At 39.9% G+C, this 18,494-nt stretch carries 13 protein-coding genes; 9 read left to right on the forward strand and 4 right to left on the reverse strand.

The features are described from left to right. Nucleotides 1-309: 309 nt before the first annotated feature. Nucleotides 310-2,037, forward strand: coding sequence for a DEAD/DEAH box helicase (locus ACT29I_RS03650; protein ID WP_430935713.1), 1,728 nt, complete (start codon nucleotides 310-312; stop codon nucleotides 2,035-2,037). Nucleotides 2,038-2,214: 177 nt separating this feature from the next. Here the strand turns inward: ACT29I_RS03650 and ACT29I_RS03655 are convergent, their stop codons facing one another. Further along, a complete protein-coding gene (locus tag ACT29I_RS03655; RefSeq protein WP_430935715.1) occupies nucleotides 2,215-2,775 on the reverse strand; it encodes an NUMOD4 domain-containing protein in 561 nt (186 codons plus the stop codon). 384 nt (nucleotides 2,776-3,159) lie between these two features. Here ACT29I_RS03655 and ACT29I_RS03660 point away from each other — a divergent pair, with 384 nt between their 5' ends. Further along, nucleotides 3,160-4,170 carry a tRNA dihydrouridine synthase gene (locus tag ACT29I_RS03660; RefSeq protein ID WP_430935717.1) on the forward strand — a complete coding sequence of 337 codons (1,011 nt, stop codon included), beginning with the start codon at nucleotides 3,160-3,162 and terminating at the stop codon, nucleotides 4,168-4,170. Here ACT29I_RS03660 and ACT29I_RS03665 read toward each other — a convergent pair whose 3' ends face one another. Continuing rightward, complete coding sequence (locus ACT29I_RS03665) at nucleotides 4,171-5,058, reverse strand: hypothetical protein (RefSeq protein ID WP_444792706.1); 888 nt, start codon at nucleotides 5,056-5,058, stop codon at nucleotides 4,171-4,173. A gap of 178 nt (nucleotides 5,059-5,236) precedes the next feature. Beyond that, nucleotides 5,237-6,946: a chloride channel protein gene (locus ACT29I_RS03670; RefSeq protein WP_444792707.1), complete on the reverse strand. Its 1,710-nt coding sequence runs from the start codon at nucleotides 6,944-6,946 to the stop codon at nucleotides 5,237-5,239. Nucleotides 6,947-7,176: 230 nt separating this feature from the next. Between ACT29I_RS03670 and ACT29I_RS03675 the strand changes: the two genes are divergently transcribed. Then, entirely contained in the window at nucleotides 7,177-9,570 is a 2,394-nt protein-coding gene (locus ACT29I_RS03675) for a TonB-dependent receptor (RefSeq protein WP_444792708.1), read from the forward strand. Between the two features lie 48 nt (nucleotides 9,571-9,618). Here ACT29I_RS03675 and ACT29I_RS03680 read toward each other — a convergent pair whose 3' ends face one another. Further along, a complete protein-coding gene (locus ACT29I_RS03680; RefSeq protein WP_430935725.1) occupies nucleotides 9,619-9,822 on the reverse strand; it encodes a hypothetical protein in 204 nt (67 codons plus the stop codon). A 343-nt stretch (nucleotides 9,823-10,165) separates the two neighbouring features. Between ACT29I_RS03680 and ACT29I_RS03685 the strand changes: the two genes are divergently transcribed. The 6 genes from ACT29I_RS03685 (at nucleotide 10,166) to ACT29I_RS03710 (ending at nucleotide 18,169) form a co-directional block, all read left to right on the forward strand. After that, nucleotides 10,166-11,119: an NAD(P)H-dependent flavin oxidoreductase gene (locus ACT29I_RS03685; RefSeq protein ID WP_430935727.1), complete on the forward strand. Its 954-nt coding sequence runs from the start codon at nucleotides 10,166-10,168 to the stop codon at nucleotides 11,117-11,119. Between the two features lie 3 nt (nucleotides 11,120-11,122). Next, nucleotides 11,123-12,379 (forward strand): M16 family metallopeptidase, encoded by a 1,257-nt coding sequence (locus ACT29I_RS03690; RefSeq protein ID WP_430935729.1) that lies wholly within the window; start codon nucleotides 11,123-11,125, stop codon nucleotides 12,377-12,379. After that, complete coding sequence (locus tag ACT29I_RS03695; protein WP_430935731.1) at nucleotides 12,373-13,650, forward strand: M16 family metallopeptidase; 1,278 nt, start codon at nucleotides 12,373-12,375, stop codon at nucleotides 13,648-13,650. Before ACT29I_RS03690 ends, ACT29I_RS03695 begins: the two co-directional genes overlap by 7 nt. Before the next feature lie 67 nt (nucleotides 13,651-13,717). Then, entirely contained in the window at nucleotides 13,718-15,937 is a 2,220-nt protein-coding gene (locus tag ACT29I_RS03700; RefSeq protein ID WP_430935733.1) for a RelA/SpoT family protein, read from the forward strand. 142 nt (nucleotides 15,938-16,079) lie between these two features. Further along, on the forward strand, nucleotides 16,080-16,529 hold the full coding sequence (locus ACT29I_RS03705; RefSeq protein WP_430935735.1) for a Fur family transcriptional regulator: 450 nt from the start codon (nucleotides 16,080-16,082) through the stop codon (nucleotides 16,527-16,529). Between the two features lie 371 nt (nucleotides 16,530-16,900). Beyond that, the gene (locus ACT29I_RS03710; RefSeq protein ID WP_430935737.1) at nucleotides 16,901-18,169 is read left to right on the forward strand and encodes an adenylosuccinate synthase; all 1,269 of its coding nucleotides are present in this window, start codon (nucleotides 16,901-16,903) and stop codon (nucleotides 18,167-18,169) included. The last annotated feature ends 325 nt before the right edge of the window (nucleotides 18,170-18,494 follow it).

Genomic DNA, 18,494 nt, shown 5'->3' on the forward strand with positions numbered 1-18,494 from the left:
ACACGATAATTTTATCTGTCCATTGTATAAAAAGTAATTACTATTAAATATTTTCATACAGGAAACGTAAAATGTTAAAAAAAACAACCTCCCTCTACCTATATAACTAGTGTACTGCCTGTTACATCTATTTTAATGTTAAATAATACTGCATACCATTTTCTGTAACAAATTTCACTACCTTTGCATTCGATTTTAGCAAAGGCTTAAATCATTCATTTTCAAAACGATTATTCAGTAGGCTTCTCTTTTCCAGGTGAAATTGTGGACAAAATAGCGGGGCGGACTGGAAAAAAGAGGACAAATTTTATGATTACATTTGAAGAAACCGGCTTATCGTCGGAAGTTCTAAAGGCTATTGGTGAGATGGGCTTTGTAAATCCAACACCAATTCAGGAAAAGACCATTCCAGGTCTAAGGGAAACGAACCAAGACTTAGTGGCATTAGCGCAAACAGGAACAGGTAAAACTGCTGCATTCGGTTTGCCAATCATCGAAAAACTCGATATTGACAATAAAAGCGTTCAAGCTTTAATTTTATGTCCAACAAGAGAACTTGCACTACAAATTACGAAAGACCTTAAAAACTTTAGTAAGTACATCTCCGATTTATACGTTACCCCGGTTTATGGGGGTGCAGATATCTCGAAACAGATTAAAGATTTGCGGCGCGGAACTCACATTGTAGTGGGAACACCTGGTAGGGTAAATGACCTAACCAAACGCGGCATCCTCAAAATGGACAAACTGCAATGGTTGGTATTGGACGAAGCCGATGAGATGTTAAACATGGGTTTTAAGGAGGAGTTAGACGCCATTATTGAAACCACGCCGGACACCAGGCAGTCGCTATTATTTTCTGCTACCATGCCTCGCGAGATAGAGAGCATGGCCAAGAGGTACCTGACCGATCCTATGCAAATTAAGATTGGCAAGCAAAATGCCGGTGCCTCTACCGTGGAACACATTTATTATATGGTTCATGCGCGCGATAGATATTTGGCACTGAAAAGAGTGGCAGATATCAATCCGGATATTTATGGTATAGTTTTTTGCCGTACCCGTCACGAAACCAAAGAGGTGGCTGAAAAGTTAATGGCAGATGGTTACAATGCGGACGCTTTGCACGGTGATTTATCTCAAGCCCAACGCGACCAGGTGATGCACCGTTTCAGAAACCGTCACCTACAAATTTTGGTGGCTACCGATGTGGCTGCCAGAGGTATTGATGTAAACGACCTTACTCACGTTATCAACTATAATTTACCTGATGATATTGAAGCCTATACCCACAGAAGTGGTAGAACGGGCAGGGCAGGCAAAACAGGTACCAGCATTGCCATTATCCACACCAAGGAATCGGGCAAGATACGACAAATTGAACGTATCTCGGGGATCAAATTCGAACGCAAGATGATTCCCTCGGGTAACGAAATTTGCGGCAGACAGTTGTTACACCTTGTTGACAGGGTTGAAAACGTAGAGATGAACCACGATGAGATTGAAGAGTTTTTACCTAAGATTTACGAGAAATTTGAAGAACTTGATAAAGAAGAGTTGATCAAGCGCTTTGTTTCTGTCGAATTCAACCGCTTTATTGCATATTATCAAGGTGCCAAAGACCTTAACGTTTACAAAAAAGACACAGAAAGAGGTAGCAGAGGAGAGAGAGGAGAGAGAGGAGAGAGATCAAGAAGGAGAAACGACGACAACTACATACGTTTATATATGAACGTTGGTAAAGCCCATGAACTTTCGGCTCAAAGATTAATGGGATTGGTAAACGAAAATACCGGTAAACAAAAAATCGGGTTCGGAAAAATAGAAGTACTCAGAAACTTCTCGTTTTTTGAAGTTGAAGATGGCACCCAAAAAGATGTGATCAGCGCTGTTAAAGGAAAAACTTTTGAGGGTGAAACAGTTCATGTGGAAATAGCAACTGCGAAACCTCCAAAAAACAACAACCGCCGCAGAAGCGAAAGCGGTGGAGGAAATTACGGTGGCAATGGCGGAAGTAGACGCCGGAGAAAATCATAAATAAATTTGAACAAAACATTAAAAGGCTGCTTCGTGATACATGAAGCAGCCTTTTTTTAGGTTATGAATGAATAACCTCCACTTTAGGGCACAAAAAAAAGACTGTCTTGGTTTGGAAGGGCGACAGTCTTTTTAATGATAGTATAGGATGATTTGTTAGGGAGGTATATTTTTGTTCTATTTAACTTCTGACCAACTAATTTTATTTTTTATTCTTGATATTTGCATTTCGCTTACACAAAATAATTTTGCTATTACTTTTTGTTTTCTGCCTTTTTCCAGCATTCCTTTAATGGCAACAACGTCATTCCTGGTTAACTTTGAATGCGTTATTACTTTTCCTTTTTTCTTGCGGGCCTCTATCAATTTCTTTTGAGATCTACTAAAACTCTCTTCTCTCGACAACCATTGCAAGTTGTTTACATGGTTGTTTAACTTATTCCAATCCCTATGAATCACAACCGTTCTTGTTGCATCATCTATTGGGATAAAAAGCTCGGCAACCAATTTATGAACCAAAAGTGTCTTTTTCTGCCCATCCACTCTTAAGTTGATGCTTTTATAACCTTTAATATTACCCGATTTTACAATCTTCCCCTCTACACTATTGTAACAGAAACTTTTGATTCTTCCGTAATTGCTCACCTGATACCTGTCGTCAGTATTTGGAATAACTCTCCATTCTTCATCCTCCAGCTTTCTCAGGTTGGATTTCTTTTGGTTGGAAATTGAGCCCACTTACTTATAGTTTTGATTTTCCCAATGGTTTTAAAGTTAGTCAAAACCAACCTCATTGTCCCTTTGTTGTTTTGGTTTGTTTGCACTTCAAAAATAGTAGATATACCCGTATTCACCAAAACCACTATTCGGCGCCATCCCTTAATCATCCTTGTTTCATAGGTATTTCATACAGGTTTCTGTGTGAAATACCATCCTTTTTAAACGAAGCCCCCTATTTTTCAAATGAATGGAAAATGCGATTTTTTCATATATTTTTTTCTGACAAACGACCTGTGCAATCGTTTGCATTATAAACTTTGCGATCTATCTTCCCCAAACCACTGTAATTAAGATAATTGCTAGCATCTCAAACATTTTATGCGAATATGTGTTGTAAATTCGATGAACAAAAAAGAAAATTTTTGGGACATGCCCGCGCAAATATTTGCACTGGCGCCAATGGAAGATGTAACAGATACCGTATTTAGAGAGTTAATTATCAAGGAATCGAAAAACAACAACTTACAAATAGTATTCTCTGAATTTCTGTCAACCGATGGTTTTTGCCATCCCATTGGAAAAGATAAGGTGCTGCACCGCTTTAAAGTAAACGATACAGAATTAGCCTTGAAGAAAAAGAAGGATATTAAACTAGTGGCTCAAATATGGGGCACCGATCCTGACAAGTTTTATCAAACCGCTAAATATATTAAGGACAATACACCATTCGACGGAATCGATATCAACATGGGCTGTCCTCAAAAAAACATTATTAAAAAAGGAGCCTGCAGTGCTTTAATCAACAATCCCGGTTTAGCCAGGGAAATTGTACATGCTACTATTGAGGCAACAAACCTGCCTGTTAGCGTTAAAACACGCATCGGTTTTAAAAAGGCAGAAACAGAAACCTGGATCCCGCAATTATTGCAGACTGCTATTAAAGCGTTGACGATTCATGGCAGAACACAAAAACAAATGTCGGAAGGAGAAGCCGACTGGAACGAAATTGGCAAAGTTGTTCAAATCAGGGATGAAATAAATCCTGATATAAAAGTACTGGGAAATGGGGATGTACTTTCGGTGGATGATGGCAAAGCTAAAATAGATAAATATGGCGTAGACGGCATCATGGTGGGTCGCGGGATATTCAATAATTTTTGGATGTTCAGTGGCAAAGAAAACTTAGAAATAGAGGACAAACTGAACGCTATGTGGAATCACGCCCTCCTCTTTGACCGTACATGGAAAAAGGACAAACCATGGATGGTATTGCGTAGGTTCTTTAAAATTTACACCCACCATTTACCCATGGCTGCTCAATTGAGAGATGCCGTAATGAGAACCCGCAACATCGACGAGCTGCAAATTGCACTCAACGAATACCGATGCAAATTGCTGAATATAGAATCTTAATTAAAAAGCCTTGTTTAAAATTTGATTTTCCAAAATCAACGCATAATTAAAAGCAGGACAAACAAATCGAAAGTGAAACAATGAATTGGATGCTATTCGTTGTATGAGAGGATTTGAATATACAGAAAGTAACCCGGCTGTGAACCACCAATAATCTTCTACATATTTCGAAAATATCCTCGTTTTAGTATCCCGTTTCACACCAAGTTTTAATAACGAGCTTTGCAACAACATCTGCCCAAAAGGATGCCATGTTTTAAGGTAGACCGTTTGTATGTCTTCCGTTAGCTTTGGCTTGACTTTATGTAAGAATGGTGTATTTGAAGCTGTTCTTGCCAAATGATATAAAATGACTTCCGTCTTGGGGTATTCCGGTGCCGATTTAAAACCTGATTTGAAATACAATGCATTTTCCACGGTCTCGCAAAGTAGTCCAATACAATCCTGATCATTCTTATTCAACTCAAACCCAAAGTGATTCACCCATAGCAAATAGTTACTCAAAACACAAACATCAAATTCAATAGGCATGTTTTCTCCAAACCAGGTAGAATAGGCCTTATATCTATCCAGCTGTTTGTGGCCGTTCAGTATGCGGTAACGATGGAGGTTGGCATGATCAGGTAAAACTTTTTTTGTTTTTAAGGCTTCCTGGTATTCGGTTCCGGCAACCATCTGTGCCAAGGATGTAGTATCTATATCGTCTGGTAATTTAAATTTTCCGAATCTGTTTAACAGACGACCGTTGGGGAAGTGTTTATTCTTATCTTTTTGCCAAAAATTAAACGAATTACGATCCGGATTATTGGTATAATACGGCAGGTTTGGCAACAGTTCCTTTTCTATCTCTTGAAAAATGTTCTTTTCTTCTTCCGTAAATTTGTCCATCAAACTATGTAACAAGTACACCACCGATAGTGAAAAAAAAATATTATCATCACATCGGGTTAAACCCAGAAGGGTATTTCTCCGGAACGATCGGAAAAGACCTTTATTAAAAAAATCATTCCGGGACTTAATTTGCAAATCCCTAATCTTTGTCAACAATTCGATATGCGGCATGTGTTTAGTAACCCGATGAGAACATTTTAAGATGATTACGATAAGCGGTAAAGGCATTTGCTCTCGAGATAAAACCACGGTATTTGCCTTTGTCGATAACTGCAACATTGAACCGTGCCGACTTCCTGAAAATCTCGACCAGATCTTCCATGCTATCGTCAGGACTAATGAAATACTCGGGCATATACATAAGGTCTTTCACTTTTACCTCTTCATACTTTTCCGGTTTAAATATAATCTCCCTGATATCATCCATTTTCACCATGCCTTTCAACATACCCTCATCATCCACAACCGGAAACAGGTTACGATGCGCCTTGGAAACCACTTTCACCAAATCACCCAAATTAGCATCCGGCGAAATGATAGCAAAGTCGGTTTCAATCAACTTATTGACCTCCATCAAGGTCATTATATTATGATCCTTATCGTGGGTCAGCAACTCTTTACGCTTTGCCAGCTGATGGGTATAAACCGAATGTTCCTCAAACGATTTGGCTGTGACATAACTAATGGTTGCCGTTATCATTAGTGGTAAAAACATACTATAACCACCCGAAAGGTCGGCTATTAAAAACAAGCCGGTAAGCGGTGCGTGCAATACACCAGCAATCAAACCGGCCATGCCTATTAAGGCAAAATTTTTAATGGGCAACTCTACCCAGTTAAAACGATTGATCAAGGATGCAAAAAGAACGCCCGTATTGGCACCCATAAACAAGGTTGGCGCAAAAATTCCTCCTACCCCACCACTGCCAAACGTAACGGAAGTAGCTATCACCTTTACGCCTATCGTCAGAGTCATTATAATTACAAAATTGATGAATGTATCATTCATATGCGCAAAAATACCTACATCGTGCAAATAAAACAGCTCTCCCTTTAACGCGCCGTTTATCACTTCGTACCCTTCCCCAAATAAATGAGGAAAAAATATCATTAAAATACCCAGGGATATAGCTCCAAAAATAAGTCGGTTCCAATCACTTTGTATTTTTTCGAAAAGTCTTTCGATGTATTTGTACATTCGCGTAAAATAGGTAGCTACCAATCCACAGCCTAACCCTAGCAGCACATAAAAAAACAGCTCTTTTAAGGTATAGGTATGTTCAATATTAAAAGGATACACCACCTCTTGACCCAAAAACAAATAAGAAACAACTACAGCCGAGGCCGAGCATAATAGCAAGGGCACCAGAGACGTCAACGTAAGGTCAAGCATGATGACTTCCAGCGCAAACACAATTGCTGCAATAGGCGCCTTAAAAATAGCCGACATGGCACCTGCACAAGCGCATCCCAGCAATAAAGTAATCTGTCGGTAGTTAAGGTGCAAAGCTTGTCCCAGGTTGGCACCAATAGCCGCCCCTGTTGAAACCGTTGGCCCCTCAAGCCCCACGGAACCCCCAAAACCAACCGTAAAAGAACTGGCTATCACCGACGATATCATGTTATGCCGATTCATTTGTCCCTGGTTTTTAGAGATAGCATACAAAACATTGGGAATACCATGACGTACCGGCCTGCGAACAATATATTTTATAAACAACACTGCCAATAAAATACCAACACCGGGAGCAACCAGATAAAGCCATTCAAAGCCCTTAATTGAAGTCACCCCATGAACCAGGTGATGAATTAAACCTACGGATTGTTTAATAATAACAGCTGCAAGTCCGGCCGCTATCCCAATCACTACGCTTAGAATTATCATGAACTGTCTGTTGCTCACATACCTAAGTCGCCAAATAAAGAATTTTTTCAGTAGAGTTTCCTTTGCCATCGAATTTGCTGAGGGTTTATGTTGCTCAATTTATGAATTATTTGTGTGCCTAGGAAACCCTTAGGCATCATAGTCTGTAATTTTTTCAATTATCCATTTGAACCCCTGAACTTTTATTTAAAATTATTGTTTAATTTTTATTATCAATAAATAAACATTTGATGTATCGTTTTTATATTTCATTTTTCTTATTGAGTATTTATTTTGTTGTTTCGGGTCAGTCCACAAGCTTGAAGGGCCTTGTTAAGGATGTATACTCAAACGAACCCTTAGCATTTGTAAACGTGGTAATCTACAACAGCACCACAGGTACTACAACGGATATGTCAGGTGAGTTTGAACTGGAAATAAAAGACAGGGAATTTGTACAATTAGAGCTCTCGTTTTTGGGTTATAAGAGTTTTATTACTGAAGAAATTATGACATCAAGCATACGTTCAAATTTTGTTGAAATATATTTAGAACCCACCACAAAAGAACTGTCCGAAATTACTGTCAAAGCATCCCCTTTTGCACAAAAAACAGAAAGTCCCGTATCATTGAGACGAATTGGTATTGATCAGATAGAGAAGAGTGCAGGTGCAAACCGGGACATTTCCAAAGTAATTCAGTCTTTTCCCGGGGTTGGAAGTACTGTTTCTTTTAGAAACGATATTATTGTTAGAGGTGGTGGCCCATCTGAAAACAAATTTTATATCGATGGAATTGAAATACCCACCATCAACCATTTTTCTACCCAAGGTGCTTCCGGTGGTCCCGTCGGAATGCTGAATGTAGATTTCATTCGGGAGGTAGACTTCTATTCCGGTGCATTCCCGGTTGCTCGCGGCAACGCGCTAAGTTCGGTGCTCGATTTTAAACAAAAAGACGGCAGTAAGGAACAGGCTGACTATAAAGCCGTATTAGGCGCCAGCGAAATGGGATTTTCCGTATCGGCTCCATTATCGAGAAAAACAACAGGGTTTGCTTCGATTCGTCGTTCCTATTTACAATTTCTCTTCAAAGCTCTGGATCTCCCTTTTTTACCAACGTTTACCGATTTTCAGTTTAAAACCAAAACCAGGATCAACACGAAAAACGAAATTTCATTCTTAGGTTTTGGAGCTATCGATGATTTTGAACTGAACGAAAACGCCAGCGATACCCCCGACAATCAATATATCTTATCGTACATACCTGTTAACAAGCAATGGAATTACACGATTGGCGCCAACTATAAGCACTTTTATGGAAAAAGTTATTTGTCCGTTATAACCAGCAGAAGTCATTTAAACAACGAAGCCATTAAATATCGGGATAATATTAAAGACGCACAGAACCTGATATACGATTATCAATCACAAGAAATTGAAAACAAATTTAGGACCGAACTCCATTCTAAATTTTTGAATATCAACTTTAACACTGGCCTTTCTTTTGATGACGTGCATTATAAGAACAACACTTACCGCCAAGATTACCAAAACGCTTCACTCTTGCAAATCTCTTATAATTCAGAATTGCGTTTTTTAAAATATGGAGTATTTGCATCTGCCGCCATTCCTGTTTTAAATGACAGGGTTAATTTATCCATGAGTTTTAGGATGGATGCCAACTCATACTCTAACAACATGAGCAACTTGCTGAAACAATTTAGCCCGCGTTTTTCCGCTTCGGTACAATTGGACACCCCCATCTTTTTTAATTTTAACCTGGGCAGATACTACCAACCGCCCTCGCTCACAACTTTGGGATTCAGGGACAACAATGAATCCCTAACCAACAAAAGCAATGGTATTAAATACATTTATGCCGATCATCTGGTTGCCGGATTTGAGTATCGGCCTAACAGCTATTCAAAAATTACGCTGGAAGGATTTTTTAAGAAATATAATGATTATCCGGTTTCAGTCACCGATTCTGTTTCTCTGGCAAGCAAAGGGGGCGATTTTGGTGTTGTGGGAGACGAAGAAGTTATCTCCATCGGAAAAGGGAAGGCTTATGGTTTTGAATTGATGGCACGCCAACGTTCCCCAAAAGGACTACATTTTATAGCGGCCTACACTTTTGTCAGAAGTAAATTCACCAATATACAGGGACAATATGTTCCCAGCTCATGGGATAGCAAACACCTGTTCACAACCACCATTAACAAAACTTTAAAAAAGAACTGGGACATTGGTGTAAAGTGGCGTTTTGTGGGTGGTTTGCCATACACGCAAGTAGATGAAAACACCACCAAACTAAAAAAAGCCTGGGATGCAACAGGGCGCGAATACTTGGATTATAGTGCGTACAACCAGAAACGTTTGGCTGATTTTCACCAGCTCGATATTAGAGTGGATAAAAAATATGTGTTTAAAAATTGGTCTCTTGGCATTTATCTGGATATCCAAAATTTATATAACTACAAAACCAAAGAGCCTGTGAAGTATGTGCAACAACTGGATGCCAGCGGATTACCGATCATTGAAAACCCCGATGCTGACCCAAACGAGCAACGATACATATTTGACAAAATAATTACAGAGAATGGAACTGTTTTGCCTACTTTAGGTATTATTGTTGAATTCTAAGAAAAAATCCTGTCTGTAAAAATGAAACAGACAGGATTTAAAAGCTGATTAAGGGATGGGATAACCCAATTCTTCTTCTATTAATTTAAAAACCTCCAAGTGTGTTTTCTTCTCAAGACTTCCATTAGCGCATTGTCGTCTTAAAAATTCTTTTACTTCTTCGTTCTTGTTGTAGAGATGGGTAAAATAATTTAGTTGATGGGGTTGTTTGCAGGAAAAAACCTGCTTGTCATTTGATTTACTTCTTGCCATAATTTATTGGGATTTTAAAATTGTTGTTTTGGTTGTATTGTTAAATTCAATATACCAAAAAACCAACTAAAAGCCATCATTTTAAGCGTGACAAATACGTGACATACCTCTATTTTTCTGAATATCAGACAAATAAATTTTATAGGATTCTCTATTACAGCACTAACACCAACCATCCAACAATATAACTTTAAACATACGAGTATAATATTCTATTTAATCCGTCCGCTCCTTAATAGCTTAAAATCAATTTTGAGCACTAAAAATTTCTATCTTTGCACACTATCAAATTCGGAACAACCCATTTCGCAGAAATGGGTGCGGCACTTATCTATTTTTTACTATGGAAAACAGGATTACATCTTTATTCAATATAAAATATCCAATTGTACAAGCAGGCATGGTTTGGTGTAGCGGTTGGAAACTAGCATCGGCCGTGAGCAACAACGGTGGACTGGGTTTAATTGGTGCCGGCTCCATGTATCCGGCGGTACTCAGAGAACACATCTCCAAAATAAAACAGGCCACAAATAAACCCTGGGGCGTAAATATACCCTTGCTTTATCCTGAAGTGGACAAATTAGTTGATATAGTTATTGAGGAAGGTGTTAAAATAGTATTCACCAGCGCCGGCAATCCAGCCAAGTTTACTTCAAAACTAAAACAACATGGTATAACAGTTGTACATGTAATTGCCAATAGCCGTTTCGCCAAAAAGTGCGAGGACAATGGAGTTGACGCAGTAGTTGCCGAAGGTTTTGAAGCGGGCGGGCATAACAGTCGCGAAGAGACCACCACCATGGTTCTAATCCCTCTGATTAAAAAGGCCACAAATTTACCCATCATTGCGGCAGGAGGAATCGGAACAGGAAGAGGTATGGCAGCAGCTATGGCCTTAGGGGCCGATGGTGTCCAGGTTGGTTCCAGATTTGCTGCCAGCAAGGAATCGTCGGCACACCCCAACTTTTTAAAAAAGGTGGTTGAAGCAGGTGAAGGAGGAACTATTCTAACGCTTAAAAAGCTGGCCCCGGTTCGACTGATCCATAATAAGTTTTCGGGCCAAGTGGCCGATTTACAGAGCAAAGGAGCTACGATGGAAGAATTACAAAAATTGCTGGGGAAAGGAAGAGCTAAAAAAGGAATGTTTCTGGGTGACCTGGATGAAGGAGAACTGGAAATTGGCCAAATATCTTCATTGATCAACGAAATTAAACCCGTTAAAGAAATTATAGAAGATATGCTTTCGGAATACAGGGAAACACTTGAATCCTTCAGGGATAACGCATTTCAATTTTAATAGATGATAGAAATACAAAAATATAAACTAGACAATGGTCTGCGCCTTGTGGTACACCAGGATAAAACCACTCCTTTGGCAGCCATCAACGTATTGTACAACGTAGGGGCTAAGGACGAGGATGAATCTAAAACCGGGTTTGCACATTTATTTGAGCATCTGATGTTTGGTGGGAGCAAGAACATTCCATCCTACGATAACCCGTTGCAAAATGCAGGTGGCGACAACAATGCATGGACCAACAATGACCTAACCAATTATTACTTAACCTTGCCGGCCTCCAACCTTGAAACCGGTTTATGGCTGGAATCCGATAGAATGCTGGAACTTGACTTTTCGCAAGAATCTTTGGATGTTCAGAAAAAAGTTGTGGTGGAAGAATTCAAACAACGCTATTTAAATCAGCCATATGGCGACATTCCTTTGCTGCTTAGGCCTTTGGCCTATAAGGTTCACCCCTATAAGTGGCCGACCATTGGTGCCGATATCAAGCATATCGAGGAAGCTTCCCTAAAAGAGGTAAAAAGTTTTTTTTATTCCCACTATGCGCCCAACAATGCCGTTTTAACCGTTACCGGAAATGTGGAGCCGGAAGATGTGTTCGCCAAGGTAAAAAAATGGTTCGGCAACATCCCTGCGCGAGACGTGGTAAAAAGAAATTTACCTGTAGAACCTGAGCAAACCGAAATGCGCGAGCTCACCGTGGAAGAGGATGTACCTTCAGATTTGTTACAATTGGTTTTTCATATGTGCGCCAGGACCGATCAGGAATACTATGCGACAGATTTGCTCTCAGATGTGCTGTCGAACGGAACCAGTGCAAGAATTTTTCAGCGATTGGTAAAGGAACGAAAGCTTTTTACTGATTTGCACGCTTATGTTTCGGGTGATATTGAAAAGGGCCTTTTCACCTTTGCCGGAAATATATCCGACGATGTGAATATTTACGAGGCAGAAAAAGCAATATGGGAAGAAATTGAAGTGATTAAAAACACTTTGGTCAGTGATTACGAACTGCAAAAAGTAAAGAACAAAGTAGAATCGTCTATGATGTTTTCTGAAATCAACTTCCTAAACAAGGCCATGAACCTGGCTCAGTTCGAATTGTTAGGTAAAGCAGAGGATGTCAACGATGAGGTTGAGAAGTACAACAAAGTTACAGCCGAGGAAATTCAACGCTGTGCCCAAACCATTTTCAAAAAGAATAATTGTTCCATACTATATTATTTATCAAAGGATAAAAAGGAGAAAGGATGCTAAAAAGAAAAGAAGTGCCGGCGTTTGCTTTGCCAACCGGCCTAAATATATTGGAACAAAAAGAGCTAAGACTGAACAACGGCATTCCGGTGCATTTTATTCAGGGTGGTACGCAAGATGTGGCCAAACTCGATTTTGTTTTTTCAGCCGGAGTTGTTCAGTCTGATAAGCCATTGGTAGCCTCGGTTACCAATTCCCTTCTTCAAGAAGGTACCCGTTCGATGTCGGCTTTTGAAATTGCTGAAAAAATCGATTTTTTTGGCGCTTACCTGGGACAATCGACGAACTACCATCATGCGCAAGTTACCCTTTATACCTTGTCGAAGTATTTGCCCCAAGTGCTTCCCATTGTTGAAGATATCATAAAAAACCCTGCTTTAAACCAGCACGAATTTGATGTTCATCTGGCCAAGAAACGACAGGACTATTTGGTAGATTCTGAAAAAGTCAGGACATTGGCTCATCGTAAATCGCAGGAAATCCTTTTTGGTGCGGAACATCCCTACGGTCGCGTAGCCAAACTCCCTCATTTCGAGGAATTAACTTTAGCGAATGTAAAAAACTTTCATAAAGAACAATATGCATCTAATCTTTGTACCGTTATTGTATCGGGTCAACCAGGAGACCATCTATTAGACCTGTTGAATAAATATTTGGGCGGAGATGATTGGTCGAACAGCACCGCCGACGAACATGATGTAGCGTTGCCTAATCCCCATGCCGAAAAATTTCATATCGAGAAAAAAGAAAATGCCATGCAGTCGGCTATTAAAATAGTACGGCCTTGCATCACCAAAGAACATCCCGATTACCTTTCATTGTTTATTCTGAATACATTGTATGGCGGATATTTTGGCTCCAGACTTATGAATAATCTTCGCGAAGAAAAAGGATTAACCTATGGCATCTCCTCGTACATGCTGTCCTTTCTAAAAGCAGGAGTTTTAGGTATCTCCACCGAGGTAGTGGCAGATAAGAGAGAGTTAGCCGTGGAAGAAATATTCCATGAGATGGACAAATTGAGAAACCTAGCCGTTGAAGAACAGGAATTAACCCGTGTAAAAAACTACATGTTAGGAGACCTAATGCGCAACTTAGACGGGCCATTTGCAGTGTCTGACGCTTTTAGAGGTTTGCTTGGGTTTGACCTGGATTTTACATATTTTACCAGGCTGGAGCAAACGATTAAAGACATGACTCCCGGTAAAATACAAGACCTTGCCAACAAATATTTGGCAAGAGATGATTTTTATGTAGTAATTGCAGGTAAATAGCATTTTTTTACTATTATTGCTTATGTTGGTTTTTAAAAATTATTGATTGATTACTGAAATATCCTTAATGAACGAATCAGTATCCGAAATAGAGGAGAAAGAGCTTATTCGACAGGAGTTTGAATACTTGGTAAGCATTTGTCCCAAGTGTCAAACAGAAGCAGGATTTAAGCTTGTCAAAAAAGCATTTGAGTTAGCTCGGGAAGCTCACAAAGGTGTGCGCAGAAAATCGGGAGAGCCCTATATTTTGCACCCGTTGGCCGTTGCCCGAATTGCTGCCGAAGAAATAGGACTGGGCAGCACCGGGGTTGCTGCAGCCCTTTTGCACGATGTAATTGAAGATACCGACTATACCTATGAAGACCTGGAAGCCATATTCGGAAACAAGGTAGCCTCCATAGTGGACGGACTTACCAAACTTTCGGGTGTATTCGATAAAAACCAATCTTCCCAGGCCGAAAACTTCAGGAAACTTTTACTTACCATGGTAGAAGATATCCGTGTTATCATCATCAAACTGGCCGATAGGTTACACAACATGCGTACCCTGGATTCCATGCCCGAGCATAAAAGGTTGAAAATTGCAGGCGAAACATTGTTTATGTATGCACCCCTGGCACACCGGCTTGGGTTATATGCGCTTAAAACCGAACTTGAAGATCTAAGCCTTAAATACGAGCACCCCTCAATTTATCTGGACATATCCAATAAAATAGAAACCAAAGAGCTTAAGAACAAAGAAATTCTGGACAAATTTACAGCTCCTATTTATACCTCACTGAACAACGCCGGAATTAAATTCGAGCTCATGTCCCGTCCTAAATCGGTTTATTCTACCTGGAACAAAATGCAGAAAAAGAATATTCCGGTAGATGAGATTTATGATGTTTTAGCTATTCGTATCGTTTTTAAGAGTAGCAAATTGATACCCGAAAAATCCCAGTGCTGGAATATTTATTCTTTAATAACTGACATCTACAAACCAAAACCAGATAGGTTACGCGACTGGGTTAGCACGCCAAAAGCCAACGGGTATGAAGCCCTGCATGCCACGGTAATGGGGCCTGCAGGCAAATGGGTGGAGATTCAGATAAGAAGCGAAAGGATGGACGAGATCGCAGAACGCGGCTTTGCGGCTCATTACAAATACAAGGGAGCGCACGAAAAGGAATCGGAGCTTGACATTTGGCTACAGCGCATTCGCGACATGCTGGCCAATCCGGTATCGGATTCGTTGGAATTTCTGGATGACTTTAAGCTCAACCTCTTCGCCTCCGAAATAATGATATTCACACCTAAGGGTCAGGTAAAAATCTTACCTAAAGGCGCCACAGCCCTGGACTTTGCTTTTGAAATACATACCCACCTGGGCTATAAATGTATTGGTGCAAAGGTAAACTATAAGTTGGTACCCATTAGTTACGAATTAAAAAGTGGCGATCAGGTTGAAATTTTAACCTCAGAAAAACAAGAACCCAAATACGATTGGTTAAATACTGCGACCACCGCAAAGGCTAAAACAGCCATCAAGGACACGTTTAAAAAGGAGCGAAAAGAATCCATTGCCAAGGGCGAAAAAATTGTAGAAGACGCCCTTAACCGCAGAAAACTAACCACTAATAACCGAATTTTAAGTAAAATTCTCCGTCATTATCAGATCGAGAAAAAGGAAGAGCTTTATTTTAAATTGGGTAACGGCTCCATTGTTCTTAAGAATGTAGATAAAATTTTAAGGGAAAAAACAAGCAATAAATGGATTAAGTATTGGGGATTATCGTTTGGCGGCAAAAAAGAGAAACCGGAACAGGACAAAAAAATAGATAAGCGCAAACCTATTGTACTAAATGATGACACCGATAAGGCCTCCTATATTATAGCCAGTTGTTGTAACCCTATTCCCGGTGACGATGTGGTTGGATATGTTGATGAAGAGGAAAAAGTTATCCTCCACAGCCGAAAATGCCCGATTGCGATTAAACTGATGTCGAGCCAGGGAAACCGGCTCGTTTCAGCCAAATGGACAACGCAAAAATTACTCTCGTTTTTAGCCATTATTAACCTAACGGGTATCGATCAAATTGGCATTGTCAGTAAAATGACCAAGGTAATCTCCGATGACCAGAATGTAAATATGCGCTCGATACATGTTGAAAGTCACGACGGCATTTTTGAAGGCTCCATTTACCTGTACATTCACAATGTGGAGGATTTGAACAATCTCATTTTCCGATTGATGAAAATCAAGGGCATTCATACCGTAACACGACAAGAAAGAATCCAGAAATAGCGAAAAATCAGATAACAGGTTTCAAGCTACAAATACTCCCTCGAGCACTTTTTTTCTCCTTGTTTTAATTTAGTCTAAACAATCGTTTCGTTTCTTTGCCAAATTCTTTATCTTTAAACCGTTATTCTTAATTAGTTTATATATGGATAAGGTGAAGGCCAAGGAGGAGGTGAAAAAAATATTCACCGAATTTCTTCAAAATAACGGACACCGAAAAACGCCTGAACGTTTTGCGATATTAGAAGAGATTTATTCGCGCGACGGGCATTTTGATATTGAATCGCTTTATATTTTTATGAAGAATAAGAATTATAGAGTGAGCAGGGCGACTTTATATAATACGATTGATTTATTGCTGGAATGTAAGCTTGTTATCAAACACCAGTTTGGTAAAAATATTGCGCAATTCGAAAAAGCCTACGAGTCGAAACAGCATGACCATTTGATATGTGTTAACTGTGGCAGTGTAACCGAGTTTTGTGATCCGGGCATACAATCTGTACTGAACAATGCCAGGGAGACCATGAATTTCCAGGTTTCCCATCATTCGCTTTATATTTACGGTATTTGCAAAGATTGCGCCGGAAAATAAGTTTGATCGCATCGCCTTTCACTAACCTTATCTTCTTTTTTCCTTGCGCTAATGCACGGTTTCACGCGTTGTGTAAAAATATATCCCAAACCATGACATTTTACCAGTTTTAATAACTATTTTTGCTAGTCGTAATTTTGCGCTGTGTGCTACTCTGCTTAAAAATACGATATTAACAAACGAAAACCGTTAATTACAATTTGCTTAACACATATCCGATTAACGGTTAATCGTGCGAGATAGAAAATTTTAAACACTTAAAACATTCATGATTCAACCTATTAACACACATGAAAAACTCAGTGTCTTTGCGTCTCTGCGTTCGATTTCTTGTGTCTTGACAGTTGTATCCTGATACTAATTTTAATTAAATGAAAGTAGATGTTCTTCTTGGTCTTCAGTGGGGAGACGAGGGTAAAGGAAAAGTTGTGGACGTACTTACCCCTAAATATGATGTTATAACCCGTTTTCAAGGAGGCCCCAACGCTGGCCACACACTTGAGTTCAACAATATCAAGCACGTATTGCACAACATTCCCTCAGGCATTTTCCACACCGACAAGATGAATATTATTGGCAACGGTGTGGTATTGGATCCCATCAGCTTTAAGCAAGAAATTGATGAGCTTGAAGCCAAAGGAATGGACTTAAATAAAAACCTGCTGATTTCGAAAAAAGCCCATTTGATTTTACCTACGCACCGCATTCTGGACGCAGCCTCTGAGGCTTCCAAAGGAAAAACAAAGATCGGTTCTACACTAAAAGGAATCGGCCCCACCTACATGGACAAGACGGGTAGAAATGGTTTACGGGTGGGTGATATCCTGAACAATTTCGAGAAAAAATATAACGATCTTAAAAAGAAACATCAGCAGTTGCTTTCGATGTATGACTTTGAGTACAATATTGAAGAGTTTGAAGCTGGCTTAATGGAAGGGATAGCGTGTTTGAAGAAATTTACCATTATTGACAGCGAACACAGGATCAACAATTTCCTTAAAGAAGGTAAGTCGGTATTGGCCGAAGGTGCTCAGGGAACTTTGTTGGATATTGACTTTGGTTCGTATCCTTTTGTGACTTCTTCCAATACTATTTGCGCCGGAGCATGCACAGGTATGGGCGTTGCTCCTAACAAAATTGGCGAGGTTTACGGTATATTTAAAGCCTATTGCACCCGGGTGGGTAGCGGCCCGTTCCCAACAGAACTGGCATGCGAAACTGGCGAAGAACTGCGTAAAGCAGGGCATGAGTTTGGCGCTACTACCGGTCGCCCGCGCAGGTGCGGCTGGCTGGATCTGGTTGCTTTAAAATATTCAGTGATGATTAACGGGGTCACCCAACTGATCATGACCAAAAGCGATGTATTAAGCTCGTTCAAAACCATTAAGGTAGCTACTGCCTACAAAATTAATGGCGTAGAAACGGTTGAATTCCCGTTCGAGCTGCCCGAAAACCTTGAGGTTGTTTATACAGAACTTCCGGGTTGGGCAGAAGATTTAACCGGAATGAAATCAGAAGATGAGTTCCCGGAAGAGTTAAACAACTACATCAACTATTTGGAGGCCGAACTTGAAGTACCCATTAAAATCATTTCGGTAGGTCCGGACAGAGAGCAGACCATTGTTAGAGAAGATAAGTAAGAAACTATAAAAAGTGACGGGGTGAATATTTGCATATGGCAAATATTCACCCCGTCACTTTTTAACTCGCCCTGTTCACCTACCATTTTTCCTCCGATCACTTTTTAAGAAAACTTGATAAGGGTATTCCCCAACTTTGGTATCATGCTATCCAACAAGCGTCCCATTTCTGTGCCTAAAGCTTCGATAGCCTACAAACAATAAGGTAAGGTAATATAAACTCATTGACGGTTTATTTCCTTCGCAATTGGCATCCTGACAATAAAAGTCATCGCCTCAGCAGGCTTTGTGATGATACTTGCATCATCGTAAAAATCGGTGGCCC

Source organism: Saccharicrinis sp. GN24d3, from assembly GCF_052400645.1.
Taxonomy (GTDB): domain Bacteria; phylum Bacteroidota; class Bacteroidia; order Bacteroidales; family Marinilabiliaceae; genus Saccharicrinis.